12 protein-coding genes and 1 pseudogene are annotated in these 18,040 nt (G+C 45.8%); 5 read left to right on the top strand and 8 right to left on the bottom strand.

All coding sequences use genetic code 11. From position 1 onward, the window contains the following. Positions 1-32 precede the first annotated feature (32 nt). Entirely contained in the window at positions 33-3,155 is a 3,123-nt protein-coding gene (locus ACED45_RS09130) for a bifunctional diguanylate cyclase/phosphodiesterase (RefSeq protein ID WP_239940563.1), read from the bottom strand. Between the two features lie 125 nt (positions 3,156-3,280). Here ACED45_RS09130 and asnC point away from each other — a divergent pair, with 125 nt between their 5' ends. Further along, positions 3,281-3,745 (top strand): transcriptional regulator AsnC, encoded by a 465-nt coding sequence (asnC, locus tag ACED45_RS09125; protein WP_008218581.1) that lies wholly within the window; start codon positions 3,281-3,283, stop codon positions 3,743-3,745. A 68-nt stretch (positions 3,746-3,813) separates the two neighbouring features. On the opposite strand, the gene prlC is transcribed toward asnC, so the two are convergent. Further along, positions 3,814-5,856: an oligopeptidase A gene (gene prlC / locus ACED45_RS09120; RefSeq protein ID WP_371713827.1), complete on the bottom strand. Its 2,043-nt coding sequence runs from the start codon at positions 5,854-5,856 to the stop codon at positions 3,814-3,816. Positions 5,857-6,135: 279 nt separating this feature from the next. Here prlC and ACED45_RS09115 point away from each other — a divergent pair, with 279 nt between their 5' ends. From ACED45_RS09115 to ACED45_RS09105, 3 genes are all read left to right on the top strand, one after another. Further along, the gene (locus ACED45_RS09115; protein ID WP_048612424.1) at positions 6,136-6,975 is read left to right on the top strand and encodes a 23S rRNA (adenine(2030)-N(6))-methyltransferase RlmJ; all 840 of its coding nucleotides are present in this window, start codon (positions 6,136-6,138) and stop codon (positions 6,973-6,975) included. Positions 6,976-7,162: 187 nt separating this feature from the next. Further along, positions 7,163-8,518, top strand: a complete 1,356-nt coding sequence (gorA, locus tag ACED45_RS09110; RefSeq protein ID WP_239937743.1) for a glutathione-disulfide reductase — start codon at positions 7,163-7,165, stop codon at positions 8,516-8,518. Positions 8,519-8,648: 130 nt separating this feature from the next. Then, positions 8,649-8,900 (top strand): DUF6482 family protein, encoded by a 252-nt coding sequence (locus ACED45_RS09105; RefSeq protein ID WP_371713826.1) that lies wholly within the window; start codon positions 8,649-8,651, stop codon positions 8,898-8,900. 76 nt (positions 8,901-8,976) lie between these two features. Here ACED45_RS09105 and ACED45_RS09100 read toward each other — a convergent pair. Further along, a pseudogene (locus ACED45_RS09100) lies at positions 8,977-10,218 on the bottom strand (NADH:ubiquinone reductase (Na(+)-transporting) subunit B). A 27-nt stretch (positions 10,219-10,245) separates the two neighbouring features. On the opposite strand from ACED45_RS09100, the gene ACED45_RS09095 reads away from it, so the two are divergent. Continuing rightward, positions 10,246-10,404, top strand: a complete 159-nt coding sequence (locus ACED45_RS09095) for a hypothetical protein (protein ID WP_371713825.1) — start codon at positions 10,246-10,248, stop codon at positions 10,402-10,404. 12 nt (positions 10,405-10,416) lie between these two features. Here the strand turns inward: ACED45_RS09095 and ACED45_RS09090 are convergent, their stop codons facing one another. The 5 genes from ACED45_RS09090 to ACED45_RS09070 all read right to left on the bottom strand — a co-directional run bounded on the left by ACED45_RS09090 (position 10,417) and on the right by ACED45_RS09070 (position 17,039). Continuing rightward, positions 10,417-11,379, bottom strand: coding sequence for an SPOR domain-containing protein (locus tag ACED45_RS09090; protein WP_371713824.1), 963 nt, complete (start codon positions 11,377-11,379; stop codon positions 10,417-10,419). A 187-nt stretch (positions 11,380-11,566) separates the two neighbouring features. Further along, positions 11,567-12,505 (bottom strand): ABC transporter permease, encoded by a 939-nt coding sequence (locus ACED45_RS09085; protein ID WP_017060135.1) that lies wholly within the window; start codon positions 12,503-12,505, stop codon positions 11,567-11,569. Positions 12,506-12,507: 2 nt separating this feature from the next. Beyond that, positions 12,508-13,485, bottom strand: a complete 978-nt coding sequence (locus ACED45_RS09080; protein ID WP_210447262.1) for an ABC transporter permease — start codon at positions 13,483-13,485, stop codon at positions 12,508-12,510. A 178-nt stretch (positions 13,486-13,663) separates the two neighbouring features. Further along, positions 13,664-15,217 carry an ABC transporter substrate-binding protein gene (locus ACED45_RS09075; protein WP_050633914.1) on the bottom strand — a complete coding sequence of 518 codons (1,554 nt, stop codon included), beginning with the start codon at positions 15,215-15,217 and terminating at the stop codon, positions 13,664-13,666. Positions 15,218-15,311: 94 nt separating this feature from the next. Next, entirely contained in the window at positions 15,312-17,039 is a 1,728-nt protein-coding gene (locus ACED45_RS09070) for a dipeptide ABC transporter ATP-binding protein (RefSeq protein ID WP_019826573.1), read from the bottom strand. Positions 17,040-18,040 lie beyond the last annotated feature (1,001 nt).

Raw genomic sequence — 18,040 nt, 5'->3', positions numbered from 1 at the left:
AGATTAAAACAAGGCCCGTACACAAGGCCTAGTTAGTTTGCATTTTCTAGCACTCGCTCTTGCTGAAGTTCATCAACCAGCTCAGCAAGTGGCTTAGGTCGGCCAATAATGTAGCCCTGTGCATAGTTCACACCAAGCTCAATCAGCTTGTCGATGATCTGGGTGTTTTCAACGAACTCAGCCACTGTGTGCTTACCCATCTGCTTGGCTAAATCATTGATAGAGCGAACCATCACATGGTCCATCTCATTGACATCAATATCACGCACGAACAAACCATCGATCTTAACGATGTCGACTGGCAGTTTCTTCAAGTAACCAAACGACGATAACCCAGACCCGAAGTCATCGAGCGCAATCATACAACCGAGGTCTTTAATGCGAGTGAAGAACTTGATCGCCTGTTTCATGTTACTCATCGCCGCTGTTTCGGTGATCTCTAAGCAGATCTTATGACACGGAATCGGCGAGTTACTCAAGCTTTCAATCAAGAACTCAACAAACTCTCGGTTACCCATCGAGTGACCAGAAAGGTTGATAGAACACATCCCTAAATCATCAATCAGATGTGGACGTTGTTCCAACCAGCTCAGTGTCTGGCCGATCACTTGGCGATCAATCAAATGCGCAATGTTGTAGCGTTCAGAAGCTGGCATGAAGATCCCAGGAGAGATGTATTCCCCATCGACGTTCTTAATGCGGACCAAGATCTCGAAGTGCATTTTGTCACTGTCTTCATCTAAGCCTAAAATACGCTGTGCAAACAACTCCAAGCGATCATTAGCTAAAGCTTCATGTACTAAATTGACGCACTCCATCTCTAGGTGACGACGACGCAAGTCTTCATCATCTTGATGGTAAAGGTGATAACGGTTACGCCCTTCCTCTTTGGCTGCATGACATGCCGCGTCTGCCTGAGCATGTACCATTTGTGGTGAAGCCGCGGTATGGTCAATCAATCGAATGCCGATAGAGCAAGTCAAGTTTAGTCGGATGTCATCCCACAAGAATGGATTGTCGCCCATCATCGAGATAATACTGCGACACACATTCACCGCATCTCGCTCAGTACAGTCTTTGATGAGTACCGCAAACTCGTCACCCCCCATACGCGCCAATACCGCATTGTATGGCAGTACCTCTTCCAATAACTGCGCGCTAAACAAGATCGCAGCATCGCCCGCTTCATGCCCGGCGGTATCGTTCAGTACTTTCAGCTGGTCTAGGTCTAAGAACAGCATTGCGTGGGTACGCATGTGGCTCTCAACTTCTTTGAGTGCCTTTTGCAGTTCTTGCTCAAAGTGGTTGCGGTTAAAGGTATCAGTCAGCAAGTCATAGCGCGCCTGATACTCCAATTTTTCAGAAAGCTCATGTGTCTCGGTGATGTCCTCACCCACAATCAACAGCTGATCAGACTCCACCAGCGGACGAATATTTTCTCGAATCCAGATCGTACTGCCATCAGCATGACGATATTCAATATCACGACGCCAGACGCCACGAATCTTATGCTGTGGCTGCAACAAGATATGACGTGGAATCATCGCGTTCTCATCGACGTAGAACTCTCTAGGGCGATGACCTAAAAGTTCATCCAGTGGGTAACCAAGCAGCTCTTCGGCAAACTGGTTCACTTGTTGGATGCGGTTATTACCATCCAAGGTAATCATCATCACGGGTTGCTTGTCGTAATAGAGCTTTAGGTTCGCTTCTCGCTGGAATAGTTTATTCTCAGCCAGCTTACGTGAAGTCACATCGCGCGCCTCAAACAAGAACTGAATATCACCTTCTTCACTACCCGGCATCGGTTTTAATGAGATATCCAATACCATGGCACCGCGATCTCGGCACCAAACCTCAGCTTCAAAGCGCAAAGATGGGTGATCATCTCGCTCAACAAAATACTCTTTCAACACCTCACTGGCAGAATCTTCCCAGTGCTGATGTTCTTGCAAAGGTGTTCCTAACTTGTAACCCTGATTGTAGAGCAGTTCATGCAGCTTGCTGTTACTCGACAGCAATACACCGTCTTTGTCGATAATGCCCATAAACTGAAGGCTCTGGTCGAATATCGATTCCAACAGTCGTTGGCTTTGGCGGCTTGCACGTTCGCTTTTCTTAAGACGATTGAGGTAATACACCAAGGTGGCGATCACGCACGACATACCAAGGAACATTAAACCTATGGTGCGAATTTCATCGCGGTAGCGCGTCAGGAAAGACTTGGGCTTGTTGAGGAATGTCACTGCAGCTTCATTCTCAGCGCCGAGATCCCAACGCGATATTTGTTGATAGTCGAGCTTAATCTCCGGTGCACCAGCAACTACAGGAGGTAACGGATCATTAGGATTCGCCAACACCTGCAACAAAACGCGCCCAGTGTTACGCCCTTGAGTTTCACCGCTTTGAATCACCCCGCCAATGGCCCCAAAACCTAGGCCTAAGTCGTGCACCATATACAGCGGCATTTGCGTTTTAATGTTCAGTTGTCGCCAATCTTCATCACTGCTCACTTCACCTTTCGCATCTCGGTAATACGCCCAAAACAGCAAGCTTTTCCCTAGGTCTGCACGCTGCGAGAAAGTCGTCAGTTCTTGGTATGAGTCTGGAACATAATGTTCAATCAAATCTGTAAATTGAGGGTTAGTTTCAATAAACAGATCGATTTGCGCACGAATGGCCTCACCAGTCACCGAATGATCGGTCACCATGTAGACTTTTTTCACGGTCGCTTGGAGGCGCTTGATCAGTTCGATGTTACCAACCAGATCGATGTCTTCAGTGATACCGGTTGCGTTCAAACCTTCGATCATTTTAGGAGAGAAGTTGTTGATGCCACCAAAGATGACCGGGGTTCCATCGAGATCTGACGCTAAACGCTTCATCAGGTTTAGGGCGTTGTTATCACTCACCACAACCGCTGCAAACTCTTCGTGCATTAATTTGGTGTGGTAAAGCTGGTACACGCGCTCTAGGTATTCAGGATTTTGAGAGCGTTTGCTGTCGAGGTAAACGACGCGGTAAGACAACCCGTCGCGATCGAGTTCTTCGGATAACCCTTTATGGAAATCATCCGTCCAGAAAAATCCTTGATGGTAGGAGTGGATAACCAATACATCTTTTGTCTGCGCCGAAGCGAATACGCTCCAACACATCGCAATAAATAACACCCAAAATCGCACTGAATTCACCCTAACACCATTGTTGCTGCTAATATTATCACCCTTGGCTATGATATGTACTCTAGCCGATATATTTTCATTAAATCTAAGGGTTACGCATGTCCACAACCACCGCTCGTCTCGATGACCTAGACCGTGCCATTCTGAAAACCTTGATGGAAGATGCTCGTACGCCTTACGCCGAGATGGCCAAGCAGTTTGACGTAAGCCCTGCGACTATTCACGTCCGTATCGAGAAAATGAGATCGGCCGACATTATTGAGCGTACCGAGGTGGTGGTAAACACGAAAAAGCTAGGTTACGACGTATGTTGCTTTATTGGTATCAACCTGAATGCAGCCAAAGATTACCACTCGGCAATCGCCAAACTGAATGCTCTAGATGAAGTAGTTGAAGCCTACTACACCACTGGTGCCTACAATATTTTCGTTAAGTTGATGTGTAAGTCGATTGAAGAGCTGCAGTTCGTCCTGATCGATAAGTTGCAGGCAATTGATGAAGTGCAATCAACCGAGACGCTAATCTCACTGCAAAACCCAATCAATCGTAATGTGAACCCATAGTCGCTTGATAAACAGATACAAAAAGAGCCTCTCTAGGAGGCTCTTTTTACATTCTAACCAGCACAATATTACGCGCTGATACCTGCATGGCGCAGCATCGCATCGATTTGCGGCTCACGACCACGGAAGCGTTTGAATAGCTCCATTGGCTCTTCACTGCCGCCCATTTCTAGGATGTTATTCAGGAAGCGATTACCCGTTTCAGTGTTGAAGATCCCCTCTTCTTCAAATGCTGAGAACGCATCTGCTGATAACACTTCTGCCCATAGGTAGCTGTAGTAACCCGCGCTGTAACCACCAGCAAAAATATGGCTAAAACTGTGCGAGAAACGGTTCCAATCTAGGCTTGGTAGTACTGCCACTTTAGACTTCACATCAGCCAGTGTTTCAAGTACGCGCGCGCCCACTTCTGGGTCGTAAGTAGTGTGTAGCGTAAAGTCGAACAGGCCGAATTCTAGCTGACGCAAAATAAACATCGCTGATTGGAAGTTCTTCGCCGCTAGCATCTTCTCTAGCATCTCTTTTGGTAGCGCTTCACCGGTCTCGAAATGACCAGAGATGAACGCCAATGCCTCTTCTTCCCAACACCAGTTTTCTAGGAACTGACTTGGCAACTCAACCGCATCCCAAGGCACACCATTGATACCTGCAACCGCGCTAGCTTCTACTTGAGTCAGCATGTGGTGAATACCATGGCCGAACTCATGGAACAGAGTCACAACTTCATCGTGGGTGAACAGCGCTGGCTTGTCACCAACCGGTTTATTGAAGTTACACGTTAGGTAAGCGACTGGCGTTTGTAGTTCACCAGCAACGGTAATACGGCGACCACGGCAGTCATCCATCCATGCACCACCACGCTTGTGTTCACGAGCGTACAAATCTAGGTAGAAGCTGCCACGCAATGTGTCATTGGCATCAAAGATATCAAAGAAACGTACCGACTCATGCCATGTGTCGACGCCTTCACGCTCTTTCACTGTCATACCAAATACACGATTCAGTACTTCAAACAGGCCCGATACCGCTTTCGATTCAGGGAAGTAAGGGCGTAGCTCTTCATCTGAAATTTGGAATAGGTGCTGCTTCTGCTTTTCGCTGTAGTAAGGGATATCCCAAAGCTCTAGCTCAGACACACCAAACTCTTTTTCAGCGAACTGGCGTAGCTCTTCAACTTCGCGTTCACCTTGCGGTTTGGCTTTTACTGCTAGGTCGTTTAGGAAGCCAAGTACTTGGTCTGGCGTTTCTGCCATCTTAGTCGAAAGAGATTTTTCGCTGTAAGTACTGAAACCCAGCATGCGCGCGATCTCGTGACGCAGTTTAAGTTGCTCAGTGATGATCTCAGTGTTGTCCCACTTACCTGCGTTTGGACCACGATCAGAAGCACGCGTTACGTACGCTTCATAAAGCTCTTTACGTAGCTCTTGGTTATCACAGTAAGTCATCACAGGTAGGTAAGATGGGATATCTAAAGTCAGTAAGTAACCTTGTTGCTCTTTAGACTCAGCCGCCGCTTGTGCTGCCGCCAGTGCTGATTCAGGCATACCTGCCAGTTCAGCTACGTCTGTGATCTGCTTGCTCCAACCCATGGTTGCATCAAGCACGTTATTTGAGAATTGAGAGCCTAGCTCCGACTGACGCTTGCTGATCTCGCCGTAACGATGCTGTTCATCTGCAGGTAAGCCAATGCCCGACAGTTCGAAGTCACGCAGTGCGTCAGTAATGGTTTTTTGTTGAGCTCGGTTCAGTGCAGAAAATGCTTCACTCGCCTTGATCGCTTTATACGCTTCGAACAAGCCTTTGTGTTGGCCAACCCAAGTGCCGTATTCAGATAGCACAGGTAAGCAGCTCTCATACGCTTCACGCAGTTCGTCACTGTTCACGACAGAGTTCATATGGCTTACAGGTGACCAAATGCGACCTAAGCGATCATCCACTTCTTCAATTGGAGCAACTAGGTTGTCCCAGCTTGGTGAAGTATTACCTTCAAGTACTTGTTCTATCTTGTTGCGACACGCTTCAATCACTTGCTCAACTGCTGGCTTTACGTGCTCTGGCTTGATCTGTGAAAACGGAGGTAAGTCCGTGAAGGTTAATAGCGGATTAGACATATAAACATTCCTTTGGCTTTAGAGACTTTCGTCTTTTTTGTAATGAGGTCGTCTTACAGTCATCAGGCTAAAGTTCGCCCTAAAAAATCACCTGCGAATAGTTATTAAATAGTGCCCAACAAGGCAAATTTCAATAGTAGAACCAATAACTAACTGCATATTGCTAGCGACTGTTCCTGAATTGTTCGAGAATTTATGGTCCATTGAGGGTTATAATAGTCTGACTAACCCCACCTACACTAACCACACTCTAATTCGAGAGTGTTACGAGAGTTTAATTTGTTAAGTTATCGCCACAGCTTCCACGCAGGTAACCATGCCGACGTAGTAAAGCATATCGTACAGAGCCTTATTCTTAATTCTTTGAAACAGAAGGATAAGCCTTTTGTTTATCATGACACTCACTCTGGTGTAGGTCGTTACGACTTAACGCATGAATGGTCTGAAAAAACCGGTGAATACAAGCAAGGTATTGCACGCGTTTGGGAACAAAAAGACCTTCCTGAAGACATTCAAAGCTACCTTGAGTCTATTTCCATTCTCAATAATGGCGAGAAACTGCGTTACTACCCGGGTTCTCCACGTGTTGCACGTGCACACCTGCGTGACCAAGACCGCATGGTACTGACTGAGCTTCACCCAGCCGATCACCCGCTGCTTGAGCAAGAGTTCCACCGTGATCGTCAGGTATCTATCTACAAAGAAGATGGTTTTAAGCGCTTAAAGGGCAGCCTGCCACCAAAAGAACGTCGTGGTTTAGTACTGATCGACCCGCCTTACGAGCTGGCAAAAGAGTACCGTGATGTTGTGACAGCAATCGCTCAAAGCCACAAGCGCTGGGCAACCGGTATCTACGCAATTTGGTACCCGGTAGTAAATCGCTGTGATATCGAAGATATGATCGAAGGTCTCGAAGGCTTAGGCATCAACAAGATTCTACAAATCGAACTTGGCGTATCACCAGACACCAACGAGCGTGGCATGACGGCATCAGGCATGATCGTGATTAACCCGCCTTGGAAGCTAGAAAGCCAAATGAAAGAGATTCTTCCATTCTTGAAGGAAGCAATTGCGCCGGCGACCGGTCACTTCAAAGTAGAGTGGATCGTACCCGAGTAATCTCGAATCCACATCATAGACAGAAGAATCTTCAATAGACTGTGATGTGGACGAATAAATTTTAAACAGGGAGATTGAGTTCAACCGATCTGCCCTCAATATAATAATTAGACAATTTAAGAATCTATAGGACGTAGGTATCCGGTGCTCTCACTGTGACTACAACCTTCAATAAATGGAGAAAGTAATGGCGACTCATTTTGATTACATCTGTATCGGCGGCGGTTCAGGCGGCATCGCATCAGCAAACCGCGCAGCAATGCACGGTGCAAAAGTTGCACTTATCGAAGCTCAAGACCTTGGTGGTACTTGTGTAAACGTTGGTTGTGTTCCTAAAAAGGTAATGTGGCACGGCGCTCAAGTCGCTGAAGCGATCAACCTATACTCTGAAGACTACGGCTTTGATGTTGAAGTGAAGAAGTTCAACTGGAGCAAACTGATTGAGAACCGCCAAGCGTACATTGGTCGTATCCACCAATCTTACGATCGCGTACTTGGTAACAACAAAGTAAACGTAATCAAAGGTTTTGCTAAGTTCGTTGACGAAAAGACGGTTGAAGTTAACGGTGAACACTACACAGCTGATCACATCCTGATCGCGGTAGGTGGTCGTCCAACGATTCCAAACATCCCAGGTGCAGAATACGGCATCGATTCAAATGGCTTCTTCGACCTGATGGAGCAACCAAAACGCGTTGCGGTTATCGGTGCAGGCTACATCGCGGTTGAGATCGCAGGCGTACTAAGCGCACTTGGTACAGAAACACACCTCTTCTGCCGTAAAGAATCTCCACTACGTAGCTTCGATCCAATGATCATCGAAACGCTAGTAGAAGTAATGGAAGCAGAAGGTCCAACACTTCACACGCACTCTGTACCTAAAGAAGTAGTGAAAGAAGCGGATGGCACGCTGACTCTGCACCTAGAGAATGGCAACACTCAAAACGTTGACCACCTAATCTGGGCTATCGGCCGTCACCCAGCGACTGACGCTATTAACCTAGCATCAACTGGCGTTGAGACAAACGACCGTGGCTACATCAAGGTAGACGAATTCCAAGCGACTAACGTTCCTGGCATCTACTGTGTTGGTGACATCATGGAAGGCGGTATCGAGCTAACTCCTGTAGCGGTTAAAGCAGGTCGTCAGCTTTCTGAGCGCCTATTCAACGGTCAAACTAACGCGAAAATGGACTACAACCTAGTTCCTACTGTTGTATTCAGCCACCCACCTATCGGCACTATTGGTCTAACGACTCAAGAAGCTGAAGAGAAGTACGGCAAAGACAACATCAAGGTTTACACATCGGGCTTCACTGCGATGTACACAGCAGTAACCAAGCACCGTCAACCTTGTAAGATGAAGCTAGTATGTGCTGGCGAAGAAGAGACAGTAGTCGGCCTACACGGCATCGGCTTCACGGTTGATGAGATGATTCAAGGCTTCGGCGTTGCAATGAAGATGGGCGCAACCAAAGCAGACTTTGACTCTGTTGTGGCAATCCACCCTACAGGCTCAGAAGAGTTTGTTACCATGAGATAATCAACGTCTTAGTTGATCACTCTTTAGAAGCAGGCCTCGTGCCTGCTTTTTTTATATCCGCTCTGAACCTTAGTTACCGATTCGACGTAACACAAATATCCACCTACCTAGAACAGCAATGGAGTTTGTGATGAATCTACTAATTGAATCATTTGAAAGCGGGATCTACTTAGCTTACCAAATCATTGGCGAGCAAAAACAGTTAATCAAAGACGACCACCAGCACCCAATGAAGTTTTTGAGTGTTAACCAAGCGCGCGACCACTTTAGTGACCAAGGCGTAGCGTCGGCCACGCTTATTCATAACAGTGCCTACGACGAGATGTGTGGTGAGCATTGTGGTAACACCCAACCATTCGAGATTGATTTGAAGTGGAGTTAAATCAACTTCAAAGCAATCGCGATAAAAATTGAAAGGCTTGCACATCTGCAAGCCTTTTTCGTTGGGGTTTTATTTCTTATCGTGCTGTACGTTTTTGTCTGCGTTTGATGTTTTGCTCTTTCACAATAAAGTCGAACAATGGAGCAAACAAGTTAGCAAACAAGATAGCCAGCATAATGCCCTCTGGGTAGGCTGGATTAAGCACTCTGATAGCGACCGTCATTACACCAATCAAGATCCCGTAAGCCCACTTACTCTGGTTGGTAAAAGCGGCAGAAACTGGGTCGGTCGCCATGAAGAAGGTACCAAACGCAACACCGCCCAACACAAAGTGCCAGTAGAACGGCATCGAGAACATCGAGTTGGTATCAGAGCCAATCCAGTTCATCAAACTTGAAGTCACGACGAGGCCAATAATCACACCAGCGACAATGCGCCAAGAGGCAATTTTCATGACAATCAGAATCAGCCCCGTCAACATGATAAGCAATGAAGAAACCTCACCCATCGAGCCGGGTATATTGCCGATAAACGCGTCCATCCACGTTATTGTCTCGCCAGTCATATTGTTAATCAGAGAGGTACTGCCCCCCTCATACCATTGACTCAGTGGAGTCGCTCCTGAATAACCGTCAGCGGCAACCCATACTAAGCCACCCGACATGTTGGCTGGATACGCGAAATAGAGAAACGCGCGGCCTGCGAGTGCAGGGTTGAGGAAGTTTCGTCCTGTACCACCGAACAGCTCTTTGGCGACAACGATACCAAAGGTGATACCTAGAGCTGCTTGCCATAACGGAATGGTTGGTGGAAGAATCAGTGCAAACAGCACCGAGCTAACAAAGAAGCCTTCATTAACTTCGTGCTTGCGAACGACAGCAAACAGTACCTCCCAGAAGCCACCTACCACAAACACCGTGGCATAAACGGGTAGGAAATAGAGTGCACCAAGCAACACCTGACTTACCCAACCACTTGCCATCAGTGACTGTGCATCACCAAATGCCTACGACAAGCGCCAACTGCTGTCGATGATGGAGGCAAGCTCAGCGCCAGAATAGGTAGCTGTCAAACCCATCACGGCTTGATGACCTACGTTGTACATACCCCAGAACATTGCAGGAAAAGTTGCCAGCCACACCAGAATCATGATTCGTTTGAGATCGATGCTATCTCGAACATGGGTCAAGCCTTGGTTTACGTTACCAGGCGTATAAAATATCGTCGCGAAAGCCTCGTATACAGGATAAAGCTTTTCGTACTTCCCTCCGGCTTCAAAGCGTGGAGCCACGTCTTCTAATCGTTTTTTTAAACTCATAATCTCAATCACCTTATTGCTTGAGTTATGGTTTTCTACGCATCAACCGTGCTATTTGAACAATTTTTAGCTATTTTTAATCAAATTCGTCTTGAAGAACGAGTATCTGAAAGTCGAACCGATGTTGAAAAAGAAGAATGTATAAACAACAAAGCCCCAGCAATGGCTGAGGCTTATTTGGTATAACAACGGTCGTCGTTACTTAACGCACATCACATTGAGCAATGAAGAGCCTTTCAATTGGTTAACGTTACCGTTGGTAAACAGGCCTTTCTTATCTGCGCCCCAATAAGGGAGGTGCATTGGCCAGTTCTGTTTTTCCATAACCTTTGAGCTCAAGATGCTTTGCCATTGCTTTTCACTCATCAGCTTCATGTTGACCTGATTACACACTAATTCAGCGCTATCGTAATCTAGGCGGCTCCAAGGCTTACCTTGTTCCATGTAGAACTGTTGTTGATGGTCTAGAAGGTAAGGAATCGCATATTGGTTACCCGCAACGTCTGCTGTCACGCGAATCTCGATTTCTAGATCACCATCTGAGCGCGCATTACCGCTTGGTAGCGTCTGAATAGCAGCAGCACTCGTTACCGCGGCCGCTTGCTTAACGGCCACAGGTTTTGCTGTTGGTTTTGGTTTTGGTTTTCCAGGAGCCTTAGGCTTAACCATTTTTGGCTCTGCCGGTTTTGCAACAATAGGCTGTGACGAGGTCTGAGACTTATCAACCATACGAATGAAGGCTTCACTGTATCCAGACACTTTACGGACCTGAGCTAGGTCTTTTCTTGCATCGGAGAAGGTAGAATAAGGGCCAATTAAACAACGATAGTCTCCGCCTTCCGGCTTCATCCATACATTGGTCGAGATCTTCTCATATAGGGGCTTTGCTCGGTTCAGTGACAAAGGCTTATTCAGCAAGCCACATTGAACCCAAAACAGCTCGTTATCTGAATGACGTTTAGGCGCCTTGCTCCCCCAAACACCCTTACCGATCGGACATAATTGCTCTAGCTGTGGTAATTGGTTGGTGCTTGCCTGAGTTGCATCACATAGAACCGACTCTGCATTCACTTGGCTCGATACCAAAAGAGATGCAGCGATAAGCCCCATACGATAATTTCTCGTCACAGCACGACATACAGCATTCATTGTCAATTTCATAACCACCACTTAAACCCTTACGGGCTAATTATTACCGAATCTATGTCGATAAAACATGAATTCCATTTTAAGTATTATTGACACTATCAATAATACTAAGTTCCAGATCCATTAAGCAAAAAAAGAGCCGTAATTGCTTACGGCTCTTAGTTTAGTGACTTTTTTTACTAAAAATCAAACCGAGCTATCACCCTTTATAAATTTTCGGGTTAAACACGTCGCGTAACCAGTCGCCTAATAGGTTAATAACTAGAACCAATGTTACCAAAAGTACACCTGGGAATGCTGTGATCCACCATGCTCCTGAGAAAATGTAGTTAAAACCAGTACTGATCAGGGCGCCGAGTGACGGTTGGTCTACCGGAAGACCCAAACCTAGGAAAGAAAGTGCCGCTTCTGACATGATGGCATTTGCCACCTGTACCGTAGAGATAACCAAAATCGGTGATAAACAGTTAGGCAGAATATGACGGAACATGATACGAGGAGCTCTAAAGCCCATCACACGTGCCGCTTCTACGTACTCTTTCTTCTTTTCTGCCAATACCGATGCACGAATAGTACGAGCATACTGCGGCCATTCAGCAATACCAATAATCACCACCAGCATAACAACGGCATATTGCGCGTAGAAGTCACTACCGAAACTCGCCTTAAAGATGGCCGAGACAATGATCGCAACCATCATGGTTGAGAACGAAAGCTGAACATCGGCAAAACGCATCAGAAAGCTATCAATACGACCACCGAAGTAACCCGCAGACAGACCAATAATAATACCAAGAGTCAGCTGAAGACCTACCGCGAGGAAACCAATCGTCAGTGACAGACGCGAGCCGTAAAGCATCGTAGATAAGATGTCACGACCTTGCTCATCAGTACCCAGTAGGAAGCGTTCTTCTCCGTCTTCCATCCAAGATGGTGGCAACTCAGAATCCATGATGTCGATAGACGTCACGTCATACGGGTCTGTTGGCGCTAAGATCGGTGCCGCTAATGCCATCACTAGGAAGGCAGCAAAGATCGCAAAGCTCACCATTGCCACTTTATCGCGTAAGAAGTAGTACAGAATGTCTGACTGCTTAAATCGCTCCCAGCGAGATGGAGCTGTTGTTGTTTGTTCCATGATTATGCTCCTTTCCCTGTAATGTTCACTGTTGGGTTAATGATGCCGTACAGCAGGTCAACAATGGTGTTCGTTACTACGAAGATCAGACCAACGAAGATAACGTATGCGGTAATCAGTGGAGTATCCACTCGGTTAATCGCTTCAAGGAATAGAAAGCCGGTACCCGGCCACTGAAATACAGTTTCCGTAAGAATGGTGTAAGCCACCATTGTACCAATTTGAACACCACCAACCGTTAGTACAGGTAGCATTGTGTTCTTCAGAGCGTGTTGGTAGTAAATCTTGTTCAGCGCTAGGCCTTTTGCTTTACCAAACTTGATGTATTCAGAACTAAGAACCTCGAGCATTTCAGAGCGTACTAGACGAATGAACAGAGGCAGCATGATAGATGCTAGAGCAATACTCGGCAGCACTAAGTGCGCAAGGCCATCTAGCGTTAGGAAGCCAGATTCCCAGCCGAACCAGTTTGCGGTATCACCACGTCCGAATGACGGTAGCCAACCTAACTCAATCGAGAACACATACATCAGCATGATTGCGGTTAAGAAAACAGGTACCGAGATGCCGACACTACTGCCCGCCATCACCAATTTAGTGAAGAAACTTTTTGGGTGTATTGCAGAATAAACGCCGAGTGGGATCGACAGACAAACAATGATCAGAGAAGCGCCAAACACAAGTTCAAGCGTCGCGACCAATTTATCTAAGATTACGTCCACAGCAGGGCGTTTAAAGAAATATGAAGTACCAAGATCACCTTGTAGAGCTGCGCCCACAAAGCGAGTGTATTTTGTAATGAAGGGATCATTTAAGCCGAGTTCATCACGCAGCGCTTGACGCTCCGATTCTGAAACAGATTGACCAACTAACTCACGCAACGGGTCGCCCAGGTTATCCTGAATGGCAAACGCCACCAAACTGATCACAAACATCACTATCAGTGCCTGAAACAGGCGCTTGACCAGAAACGTAACCATTCCTTGCCCCTTATCTATCCATGACTATCTAATCGAAATCCACGACTAGATAACAAAATTCAGTCTTAAAAAAGGTATTTAGCCAGACTGAAGGAAGACCAAATACCGAAACTTAAATCTATTTCTTAATAATTTGAGAGCCTGAAAAACTTCAGGCTCTCGATTCTAGCAAGCTAGATTATTTTACAACTAGGTCGCCGAAGTAAGGCATAACCATTGGGTTTACTACGTCTGCTGCACCTACGTTAGACTTCGCGCCCCACGCTTCACTCTGCCAGTGTAGAGGTACAAATGCTGCGTCGTTGTACAGTGTTGCTTCAACGCCTTTCAGCATTTCAGCACGCTTAACTGGGTCAGTTTCAGTGTTAGAAGCTTCTACAATCGCATCCATTTCTGGGTTTGAGTAACCAGAACAGTTGTATTGACCACGGCCAGTCTCTTCGTTACGAGTCATAGTTAGGAACTCGTTGAAGTTAGCTGAATCTTCAGTATCTGAGTGCCAGCCGATCATCATCATGTCTGCTGAACATAGGTCAAACTCAGGCCAGTACTGTGCTTTAGGCATAGTCTTAAGATCAACTTTGATACCAATCTTAGACAGCATTGCCGCAGACGCTTGCGCTACTTTCGCATCGTTCACGTAACGGTTGTTTGGAGCCATCATAGTTAGCGTAAAGCCATCTTCGTAGCCCGCTTCTTTCATCAACTCTTTCGCTTTTTTCAGATCGTAACGAGGAACTAGGTCTTCGTTGTGACCCGCGTAGCCTGTTGGGCTTTGCTGACCAGCAGCTGTTGCGAAGCCTTTCATGATCTTCTTAACGATACCTTCGTTGTTGATTGCGTGAACAATCGCCTGACGAACGCGAACATCTTTAAGAGCTTCGTTGCTGTTTTGGTTCATTTGGAACGTGATGATACGAGTACCAGGTAGCGTTACTAGATCGATGTTCTTAGCGTTTTTAACACGCTTGTGATCGTTTGGTGCTACTGGGTGAATCATATCAACGTCGCCAGAAAGAAGTGCTGCAACACGTGTCGCGTCTTCTTTGATTGGCACAAGTGTTAGCTTGTCTACGTTACCTTCAGTTTCTGTATCCCAGTAATCGTTGAAACGTTCGAACGTTACTTTAACGCCTTGCTCACGCTGCGTTACGATGAAAGGGCCAGTACCTGAAACGTTAGTCGAAGCAAACGAGTTACCGTGCTTAACTAGCTCAGACTTGTCTTTACCTTCCGCTGTTTGGCCAGAGTAGAACTTGCTGTCCATTGGGAAGATGTAAGTTGCTGTTTGTAGTACTAGTGGGTAAGCCGCTTTTGATACTAGCTCAACTGTGTAGTCATCCACTTTTACCATTTTTTCGTATGGCGTGAAGATAGACTTAAAGTCTGGAGAAGCTTGTAGACGTTCAAAAGTCCACACAACATCATCAGCAGTCAGTTCGTTACCAGAGTGGAATTTCACACCTTTACGTAGGTTGAAACGGAAAGTCGTTTCATCAACACGCTCCCAGCTAGATGCTAGGCGGCCTTCAAAATCCATCTCTTTTGTGAAACGTACTAGAGGGTCAAACACCATGTGAGACATTTGCAGTGTGCCACCAGACAGCTGCTCGTGCGGGTCAAGTGATACAGGGTCAGCTGCGTAGCCAACGGTAATATCTGCTGCTGCTGCACTAAAGCTTAGGCCAGCTGCCATTAAAGCTACTGCTAATTTGCTTTTCATGGTTTTCATTGCATAACTCCTTCATGCGGGAATCCAGATCCCTAGTTGTTGTATTTGCGTCTGTTTATTGTTTTTAGCAAGCTAAACTCCAGCCTGCTGATTTTTATACCGCGGCTTGTGCCACTGCTTTTTCTTCTCTTAAACCTGTAAATTCAGGCATTAAAGAAATTAGGTGTTTGCTGTACTCATGCTGAGGCGATTGGAATAGCTGCTCGGTTGGCGCGACTTCCAATAGTTCTCCCATTTGCATCACACCAACACGGTCACACATTTGGCGAATAACCGGTAAATCGTGACTGATGAACAGCATGGTTAGGTTTAGCTCATCTTGTAAGTCTTTTAGTAGGTTAAGGATCTGAGCCTGTACCGACACATCCAGTGCCGAGGTAGGTTCATCACAAATCAAAAGACGAGGGCGAGTTGCCAAAGCGCGAGCGATAGAAATACGCTGACGTTGGCCACCTGAGAATTCGTGTGGGTACTTAACCCCGGCCATTACGCCTAAACCAACGTGCTCTAGCAGGTCGTTCACGATCTGACGAGTTTCATTCTCGTTGCGCGTAAGTTTATGGAATCGGATAGGTTCAGCAATGATGTCGAATATCTTCATTCGAGGGTTCATTGATGTGTAAGGGTTTTGGAAAACCATCTGCATTTGACGACGCATAGGGCGACGTTCTTTTTCAGATTTAAGACCAGTAAGATCAACGCCTTCAAACGTTACCTTGCCTGAATTCGGTGCGTACAAGCCAGCAATCACACGAGCAATCGTTGATTTACCTGAACCTGATTCACCTACTAAGCCAAACGTCTCACCTTCATGCACTTCAAAGCTCACGTTGTTTGATGCTTGAACGTACTCACGACGACTCTCAAAGAAAGAATCTTTGGTGGTAAAGCGTAAGTGCACGTTTTCAACATTCAACAATGGGCCAGTGTAATCACGGTGATCTTGGCTTTGGCCTAACCAGTGGTTTTTCACATCTAGAGGCTCCATCTCGTGCGCTTCTTCGATGTAGCTCACAAGAGGGAAACGATCAAGTTTACGGTCTGAACGTGGAACCGCTGAGATAAGACTGTGTGTGTATGGGTGTTCAGGAGTACCAAGGACTTTCGCCGTCGGGCCAAACTCAACTAAGTCACCACGATACATAACGGCTACGCGGTCGGTAACGTTTGATACCACGCCCATGTCGTGCGTAACCAACATACAACCTACGTTTTTCTTAATACATAGATCGCGAATCAAACCTAAGATTTGATCTTGAATAGACACATCCAGTGCCGTCGTTGGTTCATCTGCGATGATAAGGTCAGGTTCACCAGCCAATGCGATCGCGATAACCACACGCTGACGCATACCGCCAGAGAACTGGTGTGGGTACTGCTTTAAACGGTTTTCAGGTTGTGGGATACCCACTTGGTTCATCAAGTCTAATGAACGCTGGTAGGCTTCTTGATCCGAAACCTTCATGTTGGCATGAATCGTCTCTTTTAACTGCTGTTCTACTGTGAATAGAGGGTTAAGAGACGTCATTGGATCTTGGAAGATAAAACCAATCTTTGAGCCGCGAACAGAACGCATCTGTTCAGGAGATAAGCCAGAGACTTTTTCGCCATCCAGAAATACCTCGCCGCTAGCAATGCGGCCGGGAGGGCTCAGCAAATCGATCACAGCATTACCTACTGTTGATTTACCTGCACCAGACTCGCCTACAACACCAACGATCTCACCACGTTCGATGTTGAACGAAAGCGATTTAACTGCGGCGTGAACTCCATGACGAGATGGGTATTCGATACGAAGATTTTTTACTTCTAAAAGTGACATTACCAGACCTCTACTGCTTTGGCAGCTTTCTGCCCTGTCTGCAAAATTGAATCCATTCTTACCAGAATATTGTTCTGATATTTTATACGGTTGACAATTTGGCAAATAATTCACAGAAAAGCAACAAAAATAGGATAAAAAGTCGACATTAAACGCTTAGCAAGCAAAAGTGCCACATAACTATTCATCCAGAGAGCATATAGTAAGAAAAATCAACATTATATTATCGGCAAGAAATACTCACAAACTCCTTACCACTGCTTACTTGTAGAGTTAAACCTGTGCTTCAAAGCAGATCTCACTACCATTCAATAAAAACAAATAATTATTCCAAAAAACAATTAACACTATAGAAACAAACGCTAACTTTGTTAATTTAAACAAATAAAACAACTAGATACACGCCAAGTAACCATACATTTAACCGTTTGTATTTTTTTGATAAATACAAACCAGAGAAACGAAAGGCTTAATAAATCTGAGGAGTTTTGAACGACCAAATGCGTAGAAAGCTGTCAAATACATGGGTTAGTGAGCAGATTAAGGGCCAAATTCAACTTTTCACAAAAATCTCTAGACCAGACCTATTAATTTGTCGAATTATTGAGTGGTTATTTTATATAAAATTAGATATAGATCTTTCCGTTTGATAAATGAACTACCTCCATACAGACGTAATAATCGAGGAGATCGAAGGTGGGATTCTTGCTTCTAAAAGGAGTTTATTAAAGAGGAGCGAGTCGAACTGGACCAATTCAACACTGTGAGAAGCAATAATTGAAGAATACTGACACGACATATGCAACAAAGCCCATCATTTCTGATGATGCTTCTTAAGTGAGCGGTGAAGAGACATTCTTTGAACATCAGGCGAACCCATTTGGGTTCCTATCTAGTGATCTACAGATGAAAAAAAAGCTCATCATTTCTGATGAGCTTTCTTAAGGTGGTCGGTGAAGAGGGATTCGAACCCCCGACCCTCTGGTCCCAAACCAGATGCG

This window comes from Vibrio crassostreae (assembly GCF_041439375.1).
Classification (GTDB): Bacteria; Pseudomonadota; Gammaproteobacteria; order Enterobacterales; family Vibrionaceae; genus Vibrio; species Vibrio crassostreae_D.
This window is presented reverse-complemented; position numbering and strand designations above follow the sequence as displayed.